This window comes from Streptomyces sp. TP-A0356 (genome assembly GCF_001417775.1).
Classification (GTDB): Bacteria; Actinomycetota; Actinomycetes; order Streptomycetales; family Streptomycetaceae; genus Streptomyces.
Window position 1 is genome coordinate 233,909 of sequence record NZ_BBZJ01000022.1, and the last position, 20,285, is coordinate 254,193.

The 20,285-nt window shown below is 71.7% G+C and carries 20 protein-coding genes; 3 read left to right on the plus strand and 17 right to left on the minus strand.

Annotated elements, in window-relative coordinates; translation table 11 throughout:
• Positions 1-122: 122 nt before the first annotated feature.
• The 8 genes from ASC56_RS23965 to ASC56_RS24000 form a co-directional block, all read right to left on the minus strand.
• Complete coding sequence (locus ASC56_RS23965; protein ID WP_055493574.1) at positions 123-749, minus strand: hypothetical protein; 627 nt, start codon at positions 747-749, stop codon at positions 123-125.
• 35 nt (positions 750-784) lie between these two features.
• The gene (locus tag ASC56_RS23970; RefSeq protein WP_055493575.1) at positions 785-1,360 is read right to left on the minus strand and encodes a GNAT family N-acetyltransferase; all 576 of its coding nucleotides are present in this window, start codon (positions 1,358-1,360) and stop codon (positions 785-787) included.
• A complete protein-coding gene (locus ASC56_RS23975; RefSeq protein ID WP_055493576.1) occupies positions 1,338-3,578 on the minus strand; it encodes an MMPL family transporter in 2,241 nt (746 codons plus the stop codon). Before ASC56_RS23975 ends, ASC56_RS23970 begins: the two co-directional genes overlap by 23 nt.
• 269 nt (positions 3,579-3,847) lie before the next feature.
• A complete protein-coding gene (gene gatB / locus ASC56_RS23980) occupies positions 3,848-5,362 on the minus strand; it encodes an Asp-tRNA(Asn)/Glu-tRNA(Gln) amidotransferase subunit GatB (protein ID WP_055493577.1) in 1,515 nt (504 codons plus the stop codon).
• 15 nt (positions 5,363-5,377) lie between these two features.
• Complete coding sequence (locus tag ASC56_RS23985) at positions 5,378-5,620, minus strand: hypothetical protein (RefSeq protein WP_055493578.1); 243 nt, start codon at positions 5,618-5,620, stop codon at positions 5,378-5,380.
• The gene (gatA, locus tag ASC56_RS23990) at positions 5,617-7,119 is read right to left on the minus strand and encodes an Asp-tRNA(Asn)/Glu-tRNA(Gln) amidotransferase subunit GatA (protein ID WP_055493579.1); all 1,503 of its coding nucleotides are present in this window, start codon (positions 7,117-7,119) and stop codon (positions 5,617-5,619) included. The genes ASC56_RS23985 and gatA overlap by 4 nt, the downstream gene beginning before the upstream one ends.
• 6 nt (positions 7,120-7,125) lie before the next feature.
• Entirely contained in the window at positions 7,126-7,422 is a 297-nt protein-coding gene (gatC, locus tag ASC56_RS23995) for an Asp-tRNA(Asn)/Glu-tRNA(Gln) amidotransferase subunit GatC (protein ID WP_055493580.1), read from the minus strand.
• Positions 7,423-7,573: 151 nt separating this feature from the next.
• Positions 7,574-8,068: a cupin domain-containing protein gene (locus ASC56_RS24000; protein ID WP_055493581.1), complete on the minus strand. Its 495-nt coding sequence runs from the start codon at positions 8,066-8,068 to the stop codon at positions 7,574-7,576.
• A 118-nt stretch (positions 8,069-8,186) separates the two neighbouring features.
• Here ASC56_RS24000 and ASC56_RS24005 point away from each other — a divergent pair, with 118 nt between their 5' ends.
• Positions 8,187-8,417, plus strand: a complete 231-nt coding sequence (locus ASC56_RS24005) for a TetR-like C-terminal domain-containing protein (protein WP_055493582.1) — start codon at positions 8,187-8,189, stop codon at positions 8,415-8,417.
• Between the two features lie 39 nt (positions 8,418-8,456).
• Here the strand turns inward: ASC56_RS24005 and ASC56_RS24010 are convergent, their stop codons facing one another.
• The 5 genes from ASC56_RS24010 to ASC56_RS24030 form a co-directional block, all read right to left on the minus strand.
• Positions 8,457-10,802 (minus strand): bifunctional diguanylate cyclase/phosphodiesterase, encoded by a 2,346-nt coding sequence (locus ASC56_RS24010; RefSeq protein ID WP_055493583.1) that lies wholly within the window; start codon positions 10,800-10,802, stop codon positions 8,457-8,459.
• Between the two features lie 225 nt (positions 10,803-11,027).
• The gene (gene ligA, locus ASC56_RS24015; protein WP_055493584.1) at positions 11,028-13,220 is read right to left on the minus strand and encodes an NAD-dependent DNA ligase LigA; all 2,193 of its coding nucleotides are present in this window, start codon (positions 13,218-13,220) and stop codon (positions 11,028-11,030) included.
• A gap of 15 nt (positions 13,221-13,235) precedes the next feature.
• Positions 13,236-14,243 carry a methionine synthase gene (locus tag ASC56_RS24020; protein WP_055493585.1) on the minus strand — a complete coding sequence of 336 codons (1,008 nt, stop codon included), beginning with the start codon at positions 14,241-14,243 and terminating at the stop codon, positions 13,236-13,238.
• 84 nt (positions 14,244-14,327) lie between these two features.
• Entirely contained in the window at positions 14,328-15,023 is a 696-nt protein-coding gene (locus ASC56_RS24025) for an SDR family oxidoreductase (RefSeq protein ID WP_199836055.1), read from the minus strand.
• 24 nt (positions 15,024-15,047) lie between these two features.
• Positions 15,048-15,587, minus strand: coding sequence for a TIGR00730 family Rossman fold protein (locus ASC56_RS24030; RefSeq protein WP_055493587.1), 540 nt, complete (start codon positions 15,585-15,587; stop codon positions 15,048-15,050).
• Between the two features lie 51 nt (positions 15,588-15,638).
• Between ASC56_RS24030 and ASC56_RS24035 the strand changes: the two genes are divergently transcribed.
• Both ASC56_RS24035 and ASC56_RS24040 read left to right on the plus strand, forming a co-directional pair.
• Positions 15,639-15,962, plus strand: coding sequence for a DUF427 domain-containing protein (locus tag ASC56_RS24035; RefSeq protein ID WP_055493588.1), 324 nt, complete (start codon positions 15,639-15,641; stop codon positions 15,960-15,962).
• A 36-nt stretch (positions 15,963-15,998) separates the two neighbouring features.
• Positions 15,999-16,781 (plus strand): alpha/beta fold hydrolase, encoded by a 783-nt coding sequence (locus ASC56_RS24040; protein WP_055493589.1) that lies wholly within the window; start codon positions 15,999-16,001, stop codon positions 16,779-16,781.
• A 31-nt stretch (positions 16,782-16,812) separates the two neighbouring features.
• Here ASC56_RS24040 and mnmA read toward each other — a convergent pair whose 3' ends face one another.
• The 4 genes from mnmA to ASC56_RS39920 form a co-directional block, all read right to left on the minus strand.
• Positions 16,813-17,937, minus strand: coding sequence for a tRNA 2-thiouridine(34) synthase MnmA (gene mnmA / locus ASC56_RS24045; RefSeq protein WP_055493590.1), 1,125 nt, complete (start codon positions 17,935-17,937; stop codon positions 16,813-16,815).
• 465 nt (positions 17,938-18,402) lie between these two features.
• Positions 18,403-19,566 carry a cysteine desulfurase family protein gene (locus ASC56_RS24050; RefSeq protein ID WP_055493591.1) on the minus strand — a complete coding sequence of 388 codons (1,164 nt, stop codon included), beginning with the start codon at positions 19,564-19,566 and terminating at the stop codon, positions 18,403-18,405.
• A gap of 156 nt (positions 19,567-19,722) precedes the next feature.
• On the minus strand, positions 19,723-20,010 hold the full coding sequence (locus ASC56_RS24055) for a hypothetical protein (RefSeq protein WP_055493592.1): 288 nt from the start codon (positions 20,008-20,010) through the stop codon (positions 19,723-19,725).
• A 38-nt stretch (positions 20,011-20,048) separates the two neighbouring features.
• Positions 20,049-20,216 carry a hypothetical protein gene (locus ASC56_RS39920; protein ID WP_107309336.1) on the minus strand — a complete coding sequence of 56 codons (168 nt, stop codon included), beginning with the start codon at positions 20,214-20,216 and terminating at the stop codon, positions 20,049-20,051.
• Positions 20,217-20,285: the final 69 nt, after the last annotated feature.

Sequence of the window (20,285 nt, forward strand, 5' to 3'; positions counted from 1 at the left end):
GCACTCGCCGCCGCACTCGCGCGTCTTCCGCGGCGGGCGGGGCCTTAGACGCGCGAAGGGGGTCTCAGGGCTTCCGCAAAGAACTTCCGGAAGCCCTGAGACCCCTCAGTGACCGCGCGCATTCAGCCGCCGGACGGCAGCGCGAGCAGGACGTCGCTGTACTTCAGGACGGCCAGCAGCAGGCCTACGACACCGAGCGAGACACCGGCCCAGGCGACCGACTTCACCCACGTGTCCTGCGGCTTCCCGGGCGCACCGAACGCCGGGCGGACCAGCACCACGACGCCCACGAGGAGCGCGGCCAGGGCGAACAGGCCGCCCCACAGCGCGGTGGTGTGCCAGGCGTCTCCGTACACCGCCTTGATCTGCTTGGCCACACTCGCCGACGAAGAGGTCTGGAGCTGGCCGATGAGGGTCTGGCGCGCGGCGGCCACGGTGCCGACCCAGTTGCCGGTGAGGGAGACGATGCCGAGCGCGGCAGAGACGACCGCCCCGGCTCCCTGGCCGACCCCGGACGGGCGCTCGATTGCGCTCTCCTCGGCCTCGCCCTCGGTCCGGGCCTCCTCGGCGGGCTCCCCGGCCGTGGGTCCGGTCGTGTCCTCGGCCGTGTGTCCGGCCGATCCCTCGGCCGTGTGTCCGGTCGTCTCCTCAGCCGTCTTCCCGGCCTTGGTGACGTCCGCCTTCTCCTCGTCGTTCGTCGCCTCGGCGCCGTTCCCGGCCCTGGTCTCGTCCATTGTCTTGGTTCCCATGCCTCGCACCGTACGGACGCTGTCTGAGAGGCCTCTTAATGATCGTCGCGGGCGCTACGCGCGCGTGCCGCCCGCCACTCGGGGGCGAGCACCGACCACACCTCGGTGTCCTGGCGCACCCCGCGGTACAGATAGCTCTCCCGCAGTACGCCGTCCCTGCTCATGCCCAGCCGTCGGGCCACGTTGACGCTCGCCAGGTTGGCGGACGACGCATACCACTCCACACGGTGAATGCCCCGCTCGTCAAACGCCCAGTCGATCAGCACCCGCATCGCGCGCGTGACCAGTCCCCGCCCCGTCGCGGCGGGCTCCAGCCAGCAGCCGACCTCGCAGTTGCCGCCCGCCGCGTCGAAGACGCGGAAGAGCACACCGCCGACCAGCTTCCCCTCCAGCCACAGCCCGTGCAGGCTGCCGCTGTCGGCGGCTCGCTTGTCGGCGTAGGACCGCAGGACGGCCCGCGCGGAGTCGACGTCCGTGGCGTTCGCCCCGAACGGGATGTGCTGGGTGATGAACTCGCGCCCGCGGTCGAGGTGCGCCAGGAACTCCTCGGCGTGCCACGGCTCCAGGGGCCGCAGTTCGGCCGCGTCGTCACCCAGGGATATCGCGTACATCCTGCTGCCGCTCCTTCACCAGTGCGTCCACCAGCGCGTCCTCTTCCGCGCGCCGCCCCGGAATCCTCGCACGGCACTCGGGCGGCTCGATGCTGAGGCGCGGCAGTCGGCGCTCCAGCCAGGACGGCAGCCACCAGTTGGCGCCGCCGAGCAGATGCATCAGGGCGGGGACGAGGAGGGTGCGCAGAACGAAGGCGTCGAGGGCGACGGCCGAGGCGAGCGCGATGCCGAACATGGCGATCACACGGTCGCCGCTGAGCACGAAGGCGAGGAAGACGGAGATCATGATGACGGCCGCCGAGTTGATCACCCGGCTGGTCTCGGCGAGGCCGACGCGGACGGCGCGCCGGTTGTCACCGGTCTCCAGCCACTCCTCGTAGATGCGGCTGACCAGGAACACCTGGTAGTCCATGGAGAGGCCGAAGAGCACGGCGACCATGATCACGGGAAGGAAGGGCTCGATCGGCCCGGCCCGGCCGATGCCCAGCAGTTCGCTGCCCCAGCCCCACTGGAAGATGGCGACGACCACGCCGAACGCGGAGGCGACGGCGGCGACGTTCATCGCGGCGGCCTTCAGCGGGATGCCGAGGGATCGGAAGGCGAGCAGGAGCAGGACGCAGCCCAGGCCGATCACCACGCCCACGAACAGGGGCAGCTTGCCGACGATCACTCCCGCGAAGTCGTCGTAGCCGGCCGTCACCCCGCCGACGTACAGATCGAGCGTGGTGCCCCGCTCGGCCCGCGGCAGCACATCGGAGCGCAGCCGGTTCACCAGGTCGCTGGTCTGCCGGGACTGCGGGGCGGTGTCCGGGACGACGGTGAGGTAGGCCGTGTCGCCGCCGCTGTTGTAGGTCACCGGGGTCACGGAGGCGACGCCCCTGGTGGCCGCGAGGGTGCTGTCGAGGTTGTCGAGCGCGAGCTTGTCCTCGGCCCCGCCGACGCGGGTGACCAGGGTGAGCGGGCCGTTGACACCGGGCCCGAAGCCGTCGGCGATGAGGTCGTACGCCTGCCGGGTGGTCGCCGACTTCGGGTCGTTGCCCTGGTCGGAGGTGCCCAGGTGGAGGGAGAGCGTGGGCAGCGCCAGCAGGGCCATGACGACCACGGCGACGGCGCCGAGCTTCTTGGGGTGGCGTTCGACGAACGCGGACCAGCGGGCGGCGAACCCGGTCGGCATCTCGGGTTCGGGTCCGTGCTCGTACAGCCGGCGCCGCTCGCGCCTGCTGAGGGCGCGGGGGCCGATGAAGGAGAGCAGGGCCGGCAGCAGGGTCACGGAGGCCGCGACGGTGAGGGCGACGGTCAGACAGGCGGCGACCGCCACGCCGTTGAGGAAGCCGAGCCGCAGGATCAGCATGCCGAGCAGCGCGATACACACGGTCGCACCCGCGAAGACGACGGCCCGTCCGGTGGTGGCCACGGCGCCCACGGCGGCCTCCGCCACCGGGATGCCGCGCTTGAGGCTTCTGCGGTGCCGGGTCACGATGAACAGCGCGTAGTCGATGCCGACGCCCAGCCCGATCAGCAGGCCGAGCATGGGCGCGAAGTCGGCGACGGTCATCGCGTGCCCGAGCAGTCCGATGCCCTCGTAGGCGGTGCCGACGCCGATCAGCGCGGTCGCGATGGGCAGCAGGGAGGCGGCGAGGGAACCGAAGGCGAGGAAGAGGACCACGGCGGCGACGAGCACGCCGACGGCCTCCGCGAGGTGTCCGCCCTTCGACTGGGTGAGCCCCATGGCGCTGCCGCCCAGAGCGACCTTCAGGCCGCCCGTCTCGGCGGCCTTCGCGGTGTCGACGACGGCCCGCGCCTCGTCCTTGCTGATCTTCTCGGTCTGCTGGTCGAAGGTGATCGTGGCGTACGCGGTGTGGCCGTCGCGGCTGATCTGGCCACTGTGGCTGCCCTGGTAGGGGCTGGTGACCGAGGCGATGCCGGGCAGGACGGCGATCCGGTCCAGGGTGCGGGTCATCGTCTGCTCGACATCGGCCTCGCGCACACTGCCGGGGTCCGTGTGCCAGACGACGGTGTCGCTGTCGCCGGCGAGAGCCGGGAAGGCGTCCTTGAGCAGGTGAGCGGCGCGGCCGGACTCGGTGCCGGGAGCCTCGTAGTTGTTCGAGTAGGCGGACCCCGTGACGGACGCGGCGGCTGTGACACCGCCGAAGGCGATCAGCCAGAGCAGAACGGTGACGAGGCGGTGGCGTACACACCAGCGTGCGAGGGCTGCCACGGACGTGCTCCCTGGGGTGTTTCGTGGATCTTTGACCGGGAACAGCCGCTAATGGAACTGAACAGCCCGCAAAGAACGTATGAGCAATCCCCAACACTCTTGCAGCCCGAAGAGATCATTTGCCGCTTTCGTGGGGTTACTCACAGGAGTGGGAGCCAGTTCACACGACATTCCCAGCAACTCTGTCGTCGCACAGGTGTCCGTGCACACACCGAGGGGCGGCACATCGGATGCGATGCACCGCCCCCAAGCGCCGGATGGCGGGGTGCTCAGCCTTCGCTGACGCCCAGCTTCTCCAGGATCAGCTCCTTCACCCGGGCGGCGTCCGCCTGGCCGCGGGTGGCCTTCATGACCGCGCCGACCAGGGCGCCGGCCGCGGCCACCTTGCCACCGCGGATCTTGTCCGCGATCCCCGGGTTGCCCGCGATGGCGTCGTCCACGGCGGCGGTCAGCGCGCCCTCGTCGGAGACGACCTTCAGACCGCGCTTGTCGACCACCTCGTCCGGGGTGCCCTCGCCCGCGAGCACGCCCTCGATGACCTGGCGCGCCAGCTTGTCGTTCAGGTCGCCGGAGGACACGAGCCGGGCGACACGGGCGACCTGCTCGGCTGTGATGGGCAGCTCGTCCAGGGCCTTGCCCGACTCGTTGGCGTGACGGGCGAGCTCGCCCATCCACCACTTGCGGGCGGAGGCCGCGTCGGCGCCCGCCTCGATGGTGGCGACGATCGGGTCCAGGGCGCCCGCGTTGAGGATCGCCTGCATCTCGGTCGTGGAGACACCCCACTCCTCGCGCAGCCGGCTGCGGCGTACGAGGGGCAGCTCCGGCAGCGCGGAGCGCAGTTCCTCGACCCACTCGCGCGGGGGCGCGACCGGCACCAGGTCCGGCTCGGGGAAGTACCGGTAGTCCTCGGCCTCTTCCTTGGTACGGCCCGAGGTCGTCGTGCCGCTGTCCTCGTGGAAGTGGCGGGTCTCCTGGGTCACCGTGCCCCCGCCGCCGAGCACGGCGGCGTGGCGCTGGATCTCGTAGCGGGCCGCACGCTCGACGGAGCGCAGCGAGTTGACGTTCTTCGTCTCGGAGCGGGTGCCGAACTTGTCGGCGCCCTTGGGCATCAGCGACAGGTTGACGTCGCAGCGCATCTGGCCCATCTCCATCCGGGCCTCGGAGACGCCGAGCGCCCGGATGAGCTCGCGCAGCTCGCGGACGTACGCCTTCGCCACCTCGGGGGCGCGCTCACCGGCTCCGACGATCGGCTTGGTGACGATCTCGATCAGCGGGATGCCGGCGCGGTTGTAGTCGAGCAGCGAGTGCAGGGCGCCGTGGATACGGCCGGTGGCGCCGCCGACGTGGGTGGACTTGCCGGTGTCCTCCTCCATGTGGGCGCGCTCGATCTCCACACGGAAGGTCTCGCCGTCCTCCAGCTGCACGTCGAGGTAGCCGTTGAAGGCGATCGGCTCGTCGTACTGGGAGGTCTGGAAGTTCTTCGGCATGTCCGGATAGAAGTAGTTCTTCCGGGCGAAGCGGCACCACTCGGCGATCTCGCAGTTCAGCGCGAGACCGATCCTGACCGCGGACTCCACGCCGGTCGCGTTGACGACGGGGAGCGAGCCGGGCAGGCCGAGGCAGGTGGGGCAGGTCTGCGAGTTCGGCTCGGCGCCGAGCGCCGTGGAACAGCCGCAGAACATCTTGGTCTTGGTGCCGAGTTCGACATGGACCTCAAGGCCCATGACGGGGTCGTACGACGCCAGCGCGTCCTCGTACGACACCAGGTCGGTCATGGTGGTCACGGTGAAACTTCCCTCTCAGCCCAGCAGGACGTCGTCGTCGCCCAGGCGCTTGAGCTCCCGGATGAGGAGAGCGAGGCCGGTGACGATGGCGGCGGCGGACACGGCGGCGTCGAGCAGGCGCAGCGTGTCGTGTTCGAGGCGGGCCTTCTTGACCTGCTTCGCGACACCGATCGCGCCGAACGCGGTGGTGGCCATGGACAGGTACGTACCGGACTTGGACTTCTTGAAGCCCTTGGCCTTGGACAGTGCCTTACTCACAGCGACGGAGCCTCCTCGAGAAGCGGGTGCCCCCACTGTTCCACGAAGGCGGCCTCGACGGCGGCGCCGACGTTGTACAGCCTGTCGTCCTTCATCGCCGGGGCGATGATCTGCAGCCCGACCGGGAGATTGTCCTCCGGCGCGAGGCCGCAGGGCAGCGACATGGCGGCGTTGCCGGCCAGGTTGACCGGGATGGTGCACAGGTCCGCCAGGTACATGGCCATCGGGTCGTCGGCGCGCTCGCCGATCGGGAACGCGGTGGTGGGGGTCGTGGGCGACACGATCACGTCCACCTTCTCGAACGACTTCTCGAAGTCGCGAGTGATGAGCGTACGGACCTTCTGGGCGGAGCCGTAGTAGGCGTCGTAGTAGCCGGAGCTGAGCGCGTACGTGCCGAGCATGATGCGGCGCTTGACCTCGGGGCCGAAGCCCTCCTCACGGGTGAGGGAGGTGACCTCCTCGGCCGAGTGCGAGCCGTCGTCGCCGACGCGCAGGCCGTAGCGCAGCCCGTCGAAGCGTGCGAGGTTGCTCGAACACTCGCTCGGCGCGATCAGGTAGTACGCGGCCAGCGCCAGGTCGAAGGAGGGGCAGTCGAGCTCGACGATCTCGGCGCCCAGCTCCTTCAGCAGGGCGACGGCCTCGTCGAAGCGCTGCACGACACCGGCCTGGTAGCCCTCGCCGCGGAACTGCTTGACGACACCGATGCGCATGCCTTCCACGCTGCCGTTGCGCGCGGCCTCGACGACCGACGGGACCGGGGCGTCGATGGACGTGGAGTCGAGCGGGTCGTGTCCGGCGATGACCTCGTGCAGGAGGGCGGCGTCCAGGACCGTGCGGGCGCAGGGGCCACCCTGGTCGAGGCTGCTGCTGAAGGCGACCATGCCGTAGCGGGAGACGCCGCCGTACGTCGGCTTGACGCCGACCGTGCCGGTGACGGCGGCCGGCTGGCGGATGGAGCCGCCGGTGTCGGTGCCGATGGCGAGGGGGGCCTGGAAGGAGGCGAGCGCGGCGCTCGACCCGCCACCGGAGCCGCCGGGGATGCGGGTGAGGTCCCAGGGGTTGCCGGTCGGCCCGTAGGCGCTGTTCTCCGTCGACGACCCCATGGCGAACTCGTCCATGTTGGTCTTGCCGAGGATGACGACGTCGGCGTCCTTCAGCCTCTTGGTGACGGTGGCGTCGTACGGCGGGATCCAGCCCTCGAGGATCTTGGACCCGACGGTGGTCGGCACGCCCTTGGTGGTGAAGATGTCCTTGAGCGCCAGGGGCACACCGGCGAGCGGGCCGAGCTCCTCGCCCCGCGCGCGCTTCTCGTCGACGGCGCGGGCCTGTGCCAGCGCGCCCTCGCGGTCGACGTGCAGGAAGGCGTGGACCTTCTCGTCGACGGCCTCGATACGGGCGAGGTGGGCCTCGGTGACCTCCACGGCGGTGAGCTCGCCGGAGGCGATCTTCGCGGCCGTCTCGGCGGCGGTGAGCCGGATGATGCTGTTCTTGTCCGTCATGACGGGCTACTCCTCCCCCAGGATCTGCGGCACCTTGAAACGCTGCTGCTCCTGGGCCGGGGCGCCGGACAGCGCCTGCTCGGGGGTGAGCGAGGGACGGACCTCGTCCCGGCGCATGACGTTGGTCAGCGGCAGCGGGTGGGAGGTCGGCGGTACGTCTTGGTCGGCGACCTCGCTGACGCGGGCGACCGCGCCGATGATGTCGTCGAGCTGGCCGGCGAAGTGATCGAGCTCTTCGCCCTTCAGCTCCAGACGCGCCAGCCGAGCGAGGTGGGCGACCTCCTCGCGCGTGATGCCAGGCATGCAGCGATCCTCTGGGGTGAGTGTGTGTGGTTTGGGCCAATCCTATGGCGCGGGGCCCTGTGCCCGTGAAATGGATTCGGGGGCCGTACGCTCCCCGGGCCCTTTGCCGGATCTCCGCGGCCATGGAGATCCGGCAGCAGCGCCCCAGAGGTCAGCGGCGCCCCTCCCAGGCCGTGCTCCGCAGGAAGTGGTTGTCGTACAGGTCCTGCACCTCCAGGAGGCTCTCCGGGGTGACCTCACCGAGGCGGATGCGCTGGAGGTGGCGGAAGTACTCGAAGCGTTCGACGCCCGGGGTGATGACGATGAGGATGTCGGCGTCGGCCCCGGGGGTGGCGGCGAAGGCGTGCGGCCTGCCCGGCGGGACGACGACGAGGTCGCCGCGCTCGGCGGTCACGACGTCGTCGCCGGAGAGCAGCTCGGCGGCGCCGTCGAGCAGGTAGAACATCTCGGCGGAGTTGTTGTGCAGGTGCGGACGCGCTCCGTCGGCGCCGTCGGTGAGGGTGACGCGCACGGTGGACAGCGCGCCTCCGGTGGCACTGCTGTCGGCCAGCAGCTTCACGGCGACGGGGGCGTCGCGGCCCATGACCTCCGCCTCGGCATCACGAACGATCACGGTTTCGTCGAACTTGGGAACGAACAGCGACATACGGGGCCCCCTCGAGGCGGTGCGGACGTGATCGGACGGCGAAGAGTGGTGCGGCACTGATCAGCACAACGACGGCCGTGGCGAAGTTGATCCCGAAGGCCAGCACCTTGGTGCCGCCGTGGCGCAGCACTGTCAGGGCGCTCAGGCGCTGCGCGAGGCGTTCGGGGAGTCGGCGACGGCCGTCGAGCCGAGCGCGGCCGACGGCGAGGACCCTGGGCTGCTCACGGAGACCTACTGGGCCGGACCGCACGGCCTGGTCACGCTGCTGCGCAGCGGACGTCTGCTGGAACAGGCATACGAACGTCGGCTCGTCCTGCCGATCGGGAACTTCACGGCACAGGCCGGCTGACCGGATCCGGGGAGCGCAGGGCTCGGGACGAGGGGGCCCCTAACCGACCCGTCCGGGGTCGTCCGCGGACGCGGCCGGGAGCGCCGCCGCCGGGCGCTGCCAGCCACGGGAGCCACGGGCCCGCAGCCAGGTCGTGGTCTCCTCGGCCGGCATCGCGGCGGCGACCAGCCATCCCTGCACCGCGTCGCACCTGAGGTCCCGCAGCCGCTCCCACGTCTCGTCGTCCTCGACGCCCTCCGCGACGACGAGCAGCCCGAGCGAGTGGGCGAGGTCCACCGTGCAGCGCACGATCTCCGCGTCCACCGCGTCCACCGCCAGCCGTGCCACGAACGAGCGGTCGATCTTCAGCTCGCTCACCGGCAACCGCCGCAGATGCACGAGCGACGAGTAGCCGGTACCGAAGTCGTCCAGCGACATCTTCACGCCGTGACCGGCCAGCCCGGCCAGCGTGTCCGCGGCCCGCTGCGGATCCTCCAGCAGCACATGCTCCGTGATCTCGAGCTGCAGCGCCCCCGCGGGCACCCCGTGCCGCGCCAGCCGTGCGGCCACCGCGCCGGCGAAGCCCGGTGTGTGGACGTCCCGCGGTGAGACGTTGACCGCCACCGGCACCCGCAGCCCCTGCGCCCGCCACCGTGCCACCTGCCCGAGCGCCGTCTCCAGCACGTACTCCGTCAGATGCGGCATCAGCCCGGACGACTCCGCGATCGCGATGAACTCGTCCGGAGGCACCTTCCCGCGCTCGGGGTGCACCCACCGTACGAGCGCCTCCAGCCCGGCGACCTGTCCGTCGAAGCGGACCTTCGGCTGGTAGTGCAGCTCCACCTCGTGGGCGTCCAGCGCCCGCCGCAGATCCCCCAGCAGCCCGAGCCGGTCCGGCGTGTTCGAGTCCCGCTTGGACTCGTACACCTCCACCCCCGTACGGTCCCGTTTCGCCTGGTACATCGCCACGTCCGCGCGCCGCAGCAGCCCCTCCGCGTCGAGCGCGTGGTCGGGGAAGACGGCGACCCCGGCGCTGGCCTCCAGGACGAGCGTGAGGCCGTCCAGGTCGAGCGGCGAGCTCAGCGCGGCGACCAGGTTGCGGGCCGCGCGTGACGCGGACGTCGTGGAGTCCGCGACGGGGAGTAACACGGCGAACTCGTCGCCGCCGAGCCGCGCGGCCTCCGCCCCGCGCGGCAGCGCCAGCCGCAGTCGCTCGGCTATCTGGAGGAGCAGCCGGTCGCCGGCGAGATGGCCGAGCGTGTCGTTGACCGACCGGAAGCGGTCGAGGTCTATCAGCATCAGGGCGGCCCGCGCGCCGATCCGCTCGGCGTCGTCGAGCGCGGTCCAGGTGCGCTCGAGGAGCCACTGCCGGTTGGGCAGACCGGTCAGCGGGTCGCGCAGCTGCTCCTCCGCCCGGGCGCGGGCCATCCACAGGGTGGAGTCGAGGGCGATGAGCGGGATCGCGAACAGCGGCAGCAGGATCGGCAGCGCGACGGCGACGACACAGACCAGCGGCGCGATCCCGAGCAGCGCGACGGCGACGAATCCCTGCCTGACCAGGGCGGTGCGGGCGACGGTGGGCAACCCACCGGTGCGGGGCGCGTGCAGGTACCACAGCAGCAGCCTGGTGACCGCGAGGTACGCGGTGGCGGCCAGGACGACCTGGGGCGCGGCGTAGAGGGTCCAACTCTGCGGGTTCCAGGGCGCTTCGACGGTGGGGACGCGCCCGAAGAGGGCCAGGACGAGCGCTCCGGCGCCGATGCCGAGGATGTCCACCGCGCCGTGCAGGACACCCTGCCGCCAGCGGCCGAGCCGGGCTATGCCGACCAGTACGACGACGGTGAGGCTGACCATCCCGGCGGGCACCCAGCCGTACAGCAGCAGCACGGCGAGGGTCAGGGCGGCGCCCGAGCCGGTGCCGCCCCACCAGCGGGCGCGGCCGAGTGCGACCAGGTGGCCGACGATGATGCCGGTGAGCACGGCCAGGGACCAGCCGACGGTGCCGGACGGGAAGAGGGCGTGCTGTCCGCCGAACGCGCGGTAGAAGCCGGCGCCGAGGACGAACCCGGCGGCCGCGACGACCAGCGCGGGCAGCGCGGGCCAGGAGAAGTGCCGCTCGCCCTCGGGGCCGGGCAGTCCGGACGTGTGCCCGGCGGCGAGCGGAGCGGTTCCGGGCGCGAGTGCCGGTACCGCTCCGGCGGCCGGGGCGCCGCCCGGTGGGAGTCCGGCGCCGGGGAGGGCGCCCGGCACGGAGGTCGACCCGTGCGGGGCCCTCGGCACGGCGGTGCGGCCGTCCGCGCCCGTGTGCCCCGACGGCCGCGCTGTCCGGCGGGCGGCTCGCCAGACGCCGCACATCCGGCGCAGGCGCAGCCGTGAGTCCGGGGCGACGCTCTTGGTCGGTTCCATTCCCGTCCCTCTCACAGCCGGCGGTGCCCACACCACGCGGCCCGATGCCCGACGAACCGTCAACGGCACCGCGTCTGAAACCCACCACGCGTCCGGGCACGGCAGGCGCACACCTCAACAGTAGGCCGCAGAAGGCTTTCACGGGCAGCGTCGTCGACGGTTGCCCGAATGCGACCCGGCCACCCGTATGCATCTGGTATGCGCCGAACGGGTGACCTTCAACCGCTACTCCCCGGTCGGAACTGCCACTTCCGCAGCGGCTTCCGGCCCTTGTTCCAGCAGGACGGCAAATCCGTCCTCATTCAGAACCGGGACCTTCAACTGCATAGCCTTGTCGTACTTAGAGCCAGGATTGTCACCCACGACAACGAAGGACGTCTTCTTCGAAACAGAACCCGTCACTTTTGCTCCACGGCTCTGCAGGGCCTCCTTGGCGCCGTCCCGTGTGTGGTGGGCGAGTGTCCCGGTGACGACGACCGTGAGCCCCTCCAGCGGGCGCGGCCCCTCGTCCTCGCCGGAGCCCTCCTCCTCCATTCGGACGCCCGCGGCCTTCCACTTACGGATGATTTCGCGGTGCCAGTCCTCCGCGAACCACTGCTTGACCGCGGCGGCCACGATCGGACCGACGCCGTCGGTGTCCTTGAGCTCCTCCTCGGTCGCCTGATCGATTCGCTCGATCGAGCGGAACTCACGGGCCAGTGCCTCGGCCGCCACCGGACCGACGTGACGGATCGACAGGCCGGTCAGAATGCGGGCCAGCGGGCGCTCCTTGGCAGCCGCGATGTTCTCCAGCATCGCGATCGCGTTCTTCTTGGGCTCGCCCTGCTGGTTGGCGAAGACCGTGGCGACCTTCTCCTCGCCGGTGTTCGGGTCACGCTTGGGCAGGCCGCTGTCCTGGTCGAGGACGTACGCCTTGATGGGCAGCAACTGTTCGACGGTGAGGTCGAACAGGTCGCCCTCATCCTTCAGCGGCGGCTCCCCCGGCTCCAGCGGCTTGGTGAGGGCCGCGGCGGCCACATAGCCGAAGTGCTCGATGTCGAGGGCCTTGCGGCCGGCGAGATAGAACAGACGCTCGCGCAGCTGAGCCGGGCACGTCCGCGCATTCGGGCAGCGGAGGTCGACGTCGCCCTCCTTCATGGGCCGCAGCGGCGTACCGCACTCGGGGCACTCGGACGGCATCACGAACTCGCGCTCCGTACCGTCGCGCAGGTCGACGACCGGGCCGAGGATCTCGGGGATGACATCACCCGCCTTGCGCAGCACCACCGTGTCGCCGATGAGCACGCCCTTGGCCTTGACGACGTCCTGGTTGTGCAGGGTGGCGAACTCGACCTCCGAGCCCGCGACCGTGACCGGTTCGACCTGCGCGTACGGCGTGACCCGGCCCGTACGGCCCACGCCCACGCGGATGTTGACGAGCTTGGTGTTGACCTCCTCGGGCGCGTACTTCCACGCGATGGCCCAGCGCGGGGCACGTGAGGTGGATCCCAGGCGCCCCTGGAGCGGGATCTCGTCGAGTTTGACGACGACTCCGTCGATCTCGTGCTCCACGGAGTGGCGGTTCTCGCCGTAGTACGCGATGAACTCGCGTACGCCGTCGAGGTCGTCGACGACCTTGTTGTGCCTGGCGGTGGGCAGGCCCCAGGAGTGCAGCAGGTCGTAGGCCTCGGAGAGGCGGGTGAGGCCCTGGAAGCCCTCCAGCGCGCCGATGCCGTGCACCACCATGTGCAGCGGACGGGTGGCCGTGATGCGCGGGTCCTTCTGGCGCAGGGAACCCGCCGCCGCGTTGCGCGGGTTGGCGAAGGGCTTGTCACCGCCCTCCACCAGGCGGGCGTTCAGCTCCTCGAACTTCTCCATCGGGAAGTAGACCTCGCCGCGGATCTCCACGAGGTCGGGGACGCGGTCGCCCTCGAGGCGGTCCGGAATCTCCGCGATCGTACGGACATTGGGGGTGATGTCCTCGCCGGTGCGGCCGTCGCCACGGGTCGCCGCGCGCGTGAGGCGGCCGTGCTCATACGTGAGGTTGACCGCGAGGCCGTCGACCTTCAGCTCGCACAGGAAGTGGTAGTCGGAGGTGCCGACCTCCTTGGCGACACGGTCGGCCCAGGCGGCGAGCCCGGCCTCGTCGAACGCGTTGTCGAGGGAGAGCATGCGCTCGCGGTGCTGGACGGCCGTGAACTCCGTCTCGTACGCCCCCGCGACCTTCTGGGTGGGTGAGTCGGGGGTGCGCAGCTCGGGGTACTGCTCCTCAAGCGCTTCCAGCGAGCGCAGCAGCCGGTCGAACTCCGCGTCGCTGATGACGGGAGCGTCCTTCACGTAGTACCGGAAGCGGTGCTCCTCGATCTGCTCAGCGAGCTGCGCGTGCTGCTCCCGTGCCTCGGTGGGCACCGTCGTCTCCGCTTGCTTGTCGCCGGCCACCGTGTCGTCCTCCCGTTACTCTGGGTTGTCCGCGAGGGATCTCGCCGCCCGGACGCAGTGGGCGAGCGCCCTGCGGGCGTAGTCCGGGGAAGCCCCCGCGAGCCCGCACGCCGGCGTGACCGTGACGGCCTCCCCGAGAAGCCCCGGATGCAGCCCCAGCCTGCGCCACAGCGTCCTGACACCCATGACGCTACCGGCCGGGTCTGACAATGGGCCGTCCGTGCTCGGGACGACGCCGACGAAGAGCCGGGTACCCCCTTCCACCGCCTCGCCGATCGCTTCGTCGTCACGCTCGGTGAGGAGCGAGAAGTCGAAGGAGATCCCGGCCGCTCCGGCCCTGCGCAGCAGGGCGAACGGGACGTCCGGTGCGCACGAGTGGACCACGACCGGGCCGTCGGCGTGAACCCCGACGACGTCTCTCAGCGTGGCCTCGACGGTCCCCCGGTCGAGGGCCCGGTGGGTCCGGTAGCCGCTCGCGGTCCTCACCCGCCCGCGCAGGACGGCGGTCAGGGACGGCTCGTCCAGCTGCAGGACCAGCCGGGCACCGGGCACCCGTCGGCGTACCTCGTCGAGGTGGAGCCGCAGCCCCTCGACGAGCGAACCGGCGAGATCGCGGCAGGCGCCGGGGTCGGAGACCGCCGCCTCGCCGTTCTTCAGCTCCAGCGCGGCGGCCAGCGTCCAGGGACCCACCGCCTGCACCTTCAGCGGCCCCTCGTAGCCCTGGGTGAACTCCTCCAGCGCGTCGAGGTCCTCGCCGAGCCAGGCGCGGGCCCGCCGGGTGTCCCGCCCCGGCCGGTCCCCGAACCGCCAGCCGCTGGGTTCCACGCGCGCGTAGAGATCGACGAGCATCCCGGCCGTCCGCCCGATCATGTCCGCACCGGGCCCCCGGGCCGGCAGCTCGGCGAGAAAGGGGAAGTCCTCGAAGGTCCCGGTGGCGGTCTTGGCCGCCTCCCGCGCGTCGCCTCCCGGCAGGGAACCGACGCCGGTCGCGGCACCGAACCTGAACTGGCTGTTTTCGCTCACCCCGGAAGCGTAGGCCCTCCGGGGACGGGGCCGACCGGGGGCGTCGTCCGCCGAGGGGTGCCCGGTGGTGGAGGTGCCGTCCGGTCAGCGGCCCGGTCCCGGTCGTACCGTCAGATCGTTGACCTCCGCGTCCCTCGGCAGGTCCAGGCACATCAGGATCGTCGTCGCCACCGACTCGGGGTCGATCCACCGGGCCGGGTCGTACTGCTTGCCCTCCTGCTGGTGGACCTTGGCCTGCATCGGGCTCGCGGTGCGCCCGGGGTAGACCGAGGTGACCCGCACGCCGTTCGGGTGTTCCTCCTGCCGCAGGGAGTCCGCGAGGGCCTTCAGGCCGTGCTTGGAGGCCGCGTACGCCGACCAGTCCGCGTGGGCGTTCAGGCCCGAGCCGGAGTTCACGAACAGGACGTGGCCACGGGCGGCACGCAGCTGGGGCAGGAAGTGGCGGGTCAGCTCCGCCGGGGCGACCAGGTTGACGTTCAGCTGGTGGCGCCAGGACTTCGGGGTCAGCTCCGCCACCCGGCCGAGGTCGACCACTCCCGCGATGTGCAGGAGGGAGTCCACCCGGTCCGGCAGGGTCTGGTGGGAGAACGCCCACGACAGCTTGTCGGGGTCCGCGAGGTCGCCCACCAGGGTCCCGGCCCCGGGGAAGTCGGCCGCCAGCTCCTTCGCCCGCCCCGCGTCGCGCGCGTGCAGCACGAGATCGTCCCCGCGCGCGTGCAGGCGGCGGGCGACGGCGGCGCCGATGCCGGAACCGGCCCCGGTGATCACATGAGTAGCCATGTCCGCCATGCTCGCACCACGGCGCTAGCCGATCCCGAGCGACTCCTCCAGATACGCGAGCGCCCCGACCGGCTCCTGGGCGAAGAACACCAGGTCGGTGAGCGGCCTCGGCAGGAAGCCCTCGTCCTCCATGCGCCGGAACTGCTCCTTCAGGCCGTCGTAGAAGCCCTCCGTGTTCAGCAGGACCACCGGCTTGTCGGTGTGCCCGTGCTTCTTCAGCTCGAGGATCTCGGTCGCCTCGTCGAGAGTTCCGGTCCCGCCGACCATGATCACGATCGCGTCGGCCTTCTCCAGGAGCAGCCTCTTGCGCTCGGCGAGGTCCTTGGCGATCACCATCTCGTCGGCGCCCGCCCGGGCCTTGGCCGACAGGAACTCCACGGAGACGCCCAGCAGCCTGCCGCCCGTCTTCTGCACCCCGTCGGCGACCACCTTCATGAGGCCGACGTCGGAGCCGCCCCACACCAGCGTGTGCCCGCCCTTGCCCAGCAGTTCCGCGAACTCACGGGCGGGGCGGGTGTAGCGGTCGGCGAGGTCGGCGGCGGAGAGGAAGACGCAGATGTTCATGCCGTTCACCGTACGCGGGAAGAACCGGGGCCCCGCGAGCGCTCTTCCGATATGACCGAAGGACACACCATCACCATCGAGCAGGGCGGCCGGCACGTGCGCGTGGTGCACGGCGGACAGGTGCTGGCGGAGAGCGACCGGCCCCTCGTGCTGCGCGAGACCGGCTGCCCCGTGCGGTACTACATCCCCGCCGAGGACGTGCGCCTGGACCTGCTGACTCCCTCCGCGACCCACACGCACTGCCCCTTCAAGGGCACGGCGTCGTACTGGTCCCTGCCGGACGCGGCGGACCTCGTCTGGGCGTATCCCGACCCCAAGCCGGACGTCGCCCGGATCAAGGACCACCTCTGCTTCTACGAAGTGGAGGTGTCGTAACCGATTAACGGGGCCCTCTGGGGCAGTCTCACAGACATGGACAAGCAGACCATCTCGCGCGACGGCACCCCCATCGCCTACCAACGCATCGGACAGGGCCCGGCCGTCGTCCTCGTGAGCGGCGCGATGTCCACGGGTGCCACGGTGGCGCCTCTGGCCGCGCAGCTCTCGGACCGCTTCAGCGCCATCGTGTACGACCGCCGGGGCCGCGGGCAGAGCGGCGACACGCAGCCGTACGCGGTGGCCCGCGAGGTGGAGGACCTCGCTGCGCTCATCGAGGTGGCGGGCGGAGAGGCCGCGCTGTACGGCGTCTCGTCGGGCGGCGCGCTGGTGCTGGAGGCGGCGGCGAGCGGACTGTCGGTGCGTCGGGTGGCCGTCTACGAGCCGCCGTACGCGGACTACTCGCCCGGCGGTGAGTTGGAGCGCGCGGAGTACACCGTGAACCTCAGCGAGGCGCTCGAACAGGGGCGGCGCGGGGATGCCGTGGAGCTGTTCCTCAGGCTCACCGGTCTGGCCCCGGAGGTGATCGCGACCGCCCGCCAGTCCCCCATGTGGGCCGACATGGAGGCGATCGCGCCGACCCTCGCGTACGACAACGCGGTGATGGGCGACGGGCTGGTGCCCCGGCGCCGGCTGGCGTCGGTCACGGTCCCCGTCCTGGCCGTCGCGGGCGGCGCGAGCCCCGAGTGGCTGCGCAGGGCGACCGAGGCGGTCGCGGACGCGGCGCCCCAGGGCGCCTATCGCGTCCTGAAGGACCAGAACCACGTGGTGGAACCGCAGGTGCTGGCGCCGGTGCTGGCGGAGTTCTTCGCTCGGTAGCGCCGGGCGGTCACGCGTTCGCGCCGGGCGGTCAGGCCACCGCGGTCGTCGCCCGCGTCGTCGACGCGATCGTCGCCGAGCCCACCACGCGCGTGCCGTCGTACAGGACGATCGCCTGGCCGGGTGCCACGCCCCGGACCGGCTCGGTGAAGCGCACGCGCAGCTCATCGTCGACCAGCTCCGCCGTCACCTCCGTCTCGCCGCCGTGGGCGCGCAGCTGGGCGGTGTAGGTGCCGGGGCCGGCCGGGGCCGCGCCGCACCAGCGGGGCTTGACGGCGGTCAGCGCGGCGACGTCCAGGGCGGACGCCGGGCCCACCGTGACCGTGTTGGTGACCGGAGAGATGTCAAGGACGTAGCGCGGCTTGCCGTCGGGCGCCGGGGTGCCGATCCTGAGGCCCTTGCGCTGGCCGATCGTGAAGCCGTACGCCCCGTCGTGCGTGCCGAGCTTGGCGCCGGACTCGTCGACGATGGCGCCCTCCGCCGCGCCGAGCCGACGGGCGAGGAAGCCCTGGGTGTCGCCGTCCGCGATGAAGCAGATGTCGTGCGAGTCGGGCTTCCTGGCGACCGCGAGGCCCCGGCGCTCGGCCTCCGCGCGGATCTCGTCCTTCGTGGTGACCGTGTCGCCGAGCGGGAACAGCGCGTGCGCCAGCTGCTTCTCGTCGAGCACGCCGAGGACGTACGACTGGTCCTTGGCCATGTCGGAGGCGCGGTGCAGCTCGCGCGTGCCGTCGTCGAGGGTGACGATCTTGGCGTAGTGGCCCGTGCAGACCGCGTCGAAGCCGAGCGCGAGGGCCTTGTCGAGCAGTGCCGCGAACTTGATCTTCTCGTTGCAGCGCAGACACGGGTTCGGGGTGCGTCCGGCCTCGTACTCGGCGATGAAGTCCTCGACCACGTCCTCGCGGAACCGCTCGGCGAGGTCCCAGACGTAGAACGGGATGCCGATGACGTCCGCGGCGCGGCGGGCGTCGCGCGAGTCCTCGATGGTGCAACAGCCGCGCGCGCCCGTGCGGAACGACTGCGGGTTCGCGGACAGCGCGAGGTGGACGCCGGTCACGTCGTGGCCGGCTTCGGCGGCGCGGGCGGCGGCGACGGCGGAGTCGACTCCGCCGGACATGGCGGCAAGGACGCGGAGGGGGCGCTGCGGGGTGTCAGTCATAGCCCTTCAAGAGTACGGGGCGCGGGGAACCAGGGCCCGCGCGTATCCGCTGACGATCACCTGGGGGATCGAGAGGCGGGGGCGGACGGCGACCGCCGGCTCGGACGGCGGGAGCTGCCGATCGGCGGCACGGCGGCCGCGGTGGGCACGGCCGCGCCGGCACCCGACGAGCCGGCGCATCTGTGACGGCGGCCGCCGGGCATCCGGAGGCCGCGGTCGGAGGGTGCGGTCGACTTAGAGCTCGCGCTCGAGGGCGGCGTCGCCGGCCGACCTCCGGCGCGCGGATGCCCGTGGACCATACCCGTGGACCGCGGGCACATCGTCGGGCGCCTGGGGAGGTGCCGGGCACTGACCACACCGGTCCGGGGCCGCACTGGGCCTGGGACCGGTGCCTACGGCTCGTAGCGCGGCCCGGACGGCGACGGCGTGGCGGCTGCGCCCTCAGGTCGGCCCGGCGGGGCGGCGTCAGGTCAGCCCGGCGGTGCGGGCACGCTCGACCGCGGGGCCGATCGCCTTCGCGACCGCCTCGACGTCGGCTTCCGTGGACGTGTGGCCCAGGGAGAAGCGCAGGGTGCCGCGGGCGAGGTCCGGGTCCGCGCCGGTGGCGAGGAGGACATGGCTCGGCTGGGCCACACCGGCCGTGCAGGCGGAGCCCGTGGAGCACTCGATGCCCTGCGCGTCCAGCAGCAGGAGCAGGGAGTCGCCCTCGCAGCCGGGGAACGTGAAGTGGGCGTTGGCCGGGAGCCGGTCCACCGGGTCCCCGCCCAGGATCGCGTCCGGGACGGCCGCGCGGACCGCGGCGATCAGCTCGTCCCGCAGGGCGCCGATCTCCCGGGCGAACCATGCGCGCTGCTCGGCGGCGAGCCGTCCGGCGACCGCGAAGGAGGCGACGGCCGGCACGTCGAGGGTGCCGGAGCGCACATGACGCTCCTGGCCACCGCCGTGCAGCACCGGGACGGGGCTGTACTCGCGGCCGAGGAGCAGCGCACCGATGCCGTACGGACCGCCGATCTTGTGGCCGGACACGGTCATCGCGGCCAGGCCCGAGGCCTCGAAGTCGACCGGGACCTGGCCGAAGGCCTGGACCGCGTCGGAGTGCAGCGGGACTCCGAACTCACCCGCCACGTCGGCGAGTTCGTGGACCGGCAGCACCGTGCCGATCTCGTTGTTGGCCCACATGACCGTGGCGAGGGCGACGTCGTCGGGGTTGCGGGCGATGGCCTCGCGCAGGGCCTCCGGGTGGACACGGCCGTAGGAGTCGACGGGCAGGTACTCGACGGTGGCGCCCTCGTGTTCGCCGAGCCAGTGGACGGCGTCGAGGACCGCGTGGTGTTCGACGGGGCTGGCCAGGACGCGGGTGCGGGCCGGGTCGGCGTCGCGGCGGGACCAGTACAGGCCCTTCACGGCGAGGTTGTCGGCCTCGGTGCCGCCGGAGGTGAGGACGACCTCGCTGGGGCGGGCGCCCAGCGCTTCGGCGAGGGTTTCGCGGGCCTCTTCGACGGTGCGCCTCGCGCGGCGGCCGGATGCGTGCAGTGAGGAGGCGTTGCCGGTGGTGCCGAGCTGTGCGGTCAGAGCCTCTGCCGCCTCGGGGAGCATCGGGGTGGTCGCGGCGTGGTCGAGGTATGCCATGGTGGGGCCGATTCTACGGGCCGACCGTCTCAGGCCTCGGCCCCGGCGGGGCTCCGCGTTCTGCGCACTCCGCCTGCGGCCCGTCGTCCTCGGGCCCTCGCGGTCGGCGGGGACGGCGCCCAGGGCGCTTTTGACGGATCTCCGTGGGGAAGCGCCCTAGAAGCCCCAGGAAACCGTCTTGTCCAGTTCCATGAAGGCCACCAGGACCACCAGGTCCGCGATGCCCAGACCCAGGCCCAGGAGCGCGCGGCCCCGGCGCTCCGTGCCGCGCCACAGGGCCACGGCCGCCAGGGCGACGGCGATCGGGCCGAGGAAGACGTTCAGGACGAGGAGGCCGAGCAGGCCCAGGATGAAGGACGCGACGGCCATGCCGTCCGCGTCGCGCACTCCGGTGCTGCGGGCCGGTTCGGTGGTGTTCTCGGTTCGTGCGACGGTGAGTTGCATGACGGTCAGCTCCCGACGGTCGGTTGGGATACGGCGGTTCAGTGGGCCGAGGTGCTGCGACGGCGCCCGTGCCGCTCGCGGACCGCGAAGACCACGAGCCACACCGCGATGACGGCCGCGGCGATGAGGGTGACGGAGAGCGGGGCGTGGGCCACCGTGCCCAGGACGGCGCCCAGCAGCAGAAGTGCGGCGACGAGGAACAGCATGGGACGAGATCCCCTCCGAGAAGCCCGTTACATCTCGTTACGATTCGGTGAACGGTTGTGGTAACACTT

Bases quoted from the DNA above. Each gene is read 5' to 3' on its own strand.
- ASC56_RS24035 (WP_055493588.1), top strand. From the start codon at position 15,639: ATGACCGAAGGACACACCATCACCATCGAGCAGGGCGGCCGGCACGTG.
- ASC56_RS24050 (WP_055493591.1), bottom strand. From the start codon at position 19,566: ATGGCATACCTCGACCACGCCGCGACCACCCCGATGCTCCCCGAGGCG.
- ASC56_RS23965 (WP_055493574.1), bottom strand. From the start codon at position 749: ATGGGAACCAAGACAATGGACGAGACCAGGGCCGGGAACGGCGCCGAG.
- ASC56_RS39920 (WP_107309336.1), bottom strand. From the start codon at position 20,216: ATGCTGTTCCTCGTCGCCGCACTTCTGCTGCTGGGCGCCGTCCTGGGC.
- ASC56_RS24025 (WP_199836055.1), bottom strand. From the start codon at position 15,023: ATGGCTACTCATGTGATCACCGGGGCCGGTTCCGGCATCGGCGCCGCC.
- mnmA (WP_055493590.1), bottom strand. From the start codon at position 17,937: ATGACTGACACCCCGCAGCGCCCCCTCCGCGTCCTTGCCGCCATGTCC.
- ASC56_RS24055 (WP_055493592.1), bottom strand. From the start codon at position 20,010: ATGCAACTCACCGTCGCACGAACCGAGAACACCACCGAACCGGCCCGC.
- gatA (WP_055493579.1), bottom strand. From the start codon at position 7,119: ATGACGGACAAGAACAGCATCATCCGGCTCACCGCCGCCGAGACGGCC.
- ASC56_RS23970 (WP_055493575.1), bottom strand. From the start codon at position 1,360: ATGTACGCGATATCCCTGGGTGACGACGCGGCCGAACTGCGGCCCCTG.
- ASC56_RS24000 (WP_055493581.1), bottom strand. From the start codon at position 8,068: ATGTCGCTGTTCGTTCCCAAGTTCGACGAAACCGTGATCGTTCGTGAT.
- ASC56_RS24010 (WP_055493583.1), bottom strand. From the start codon at position 10,802: ATGGAACCGACCAAGAGCGTCGCCCCGGACTCACGGCTGCGCCTGCGC.
- ASC56_RS24040 (WP_055493589.1), top strand. From the start codon at position 15,999: ATGGACAAGCAGACCATCTCGCGCGACGGCACCCCCATCGCCTACCAA.
- gatC (WP_055493580.1), bottom strand. From the start codon at position 7,422: ATGCCTGGCATCACGCGCGAGGAGGTCGCCCACCTCGCTCGGCTGGCG.
- ASC56_RS24030 (WP_055493587.1), bottom strand. From the start codon at position 15,587: ATGAACATCTGCGTCTTCCTCTCCGCCGCCGACCTCGCCGACCGCTAC.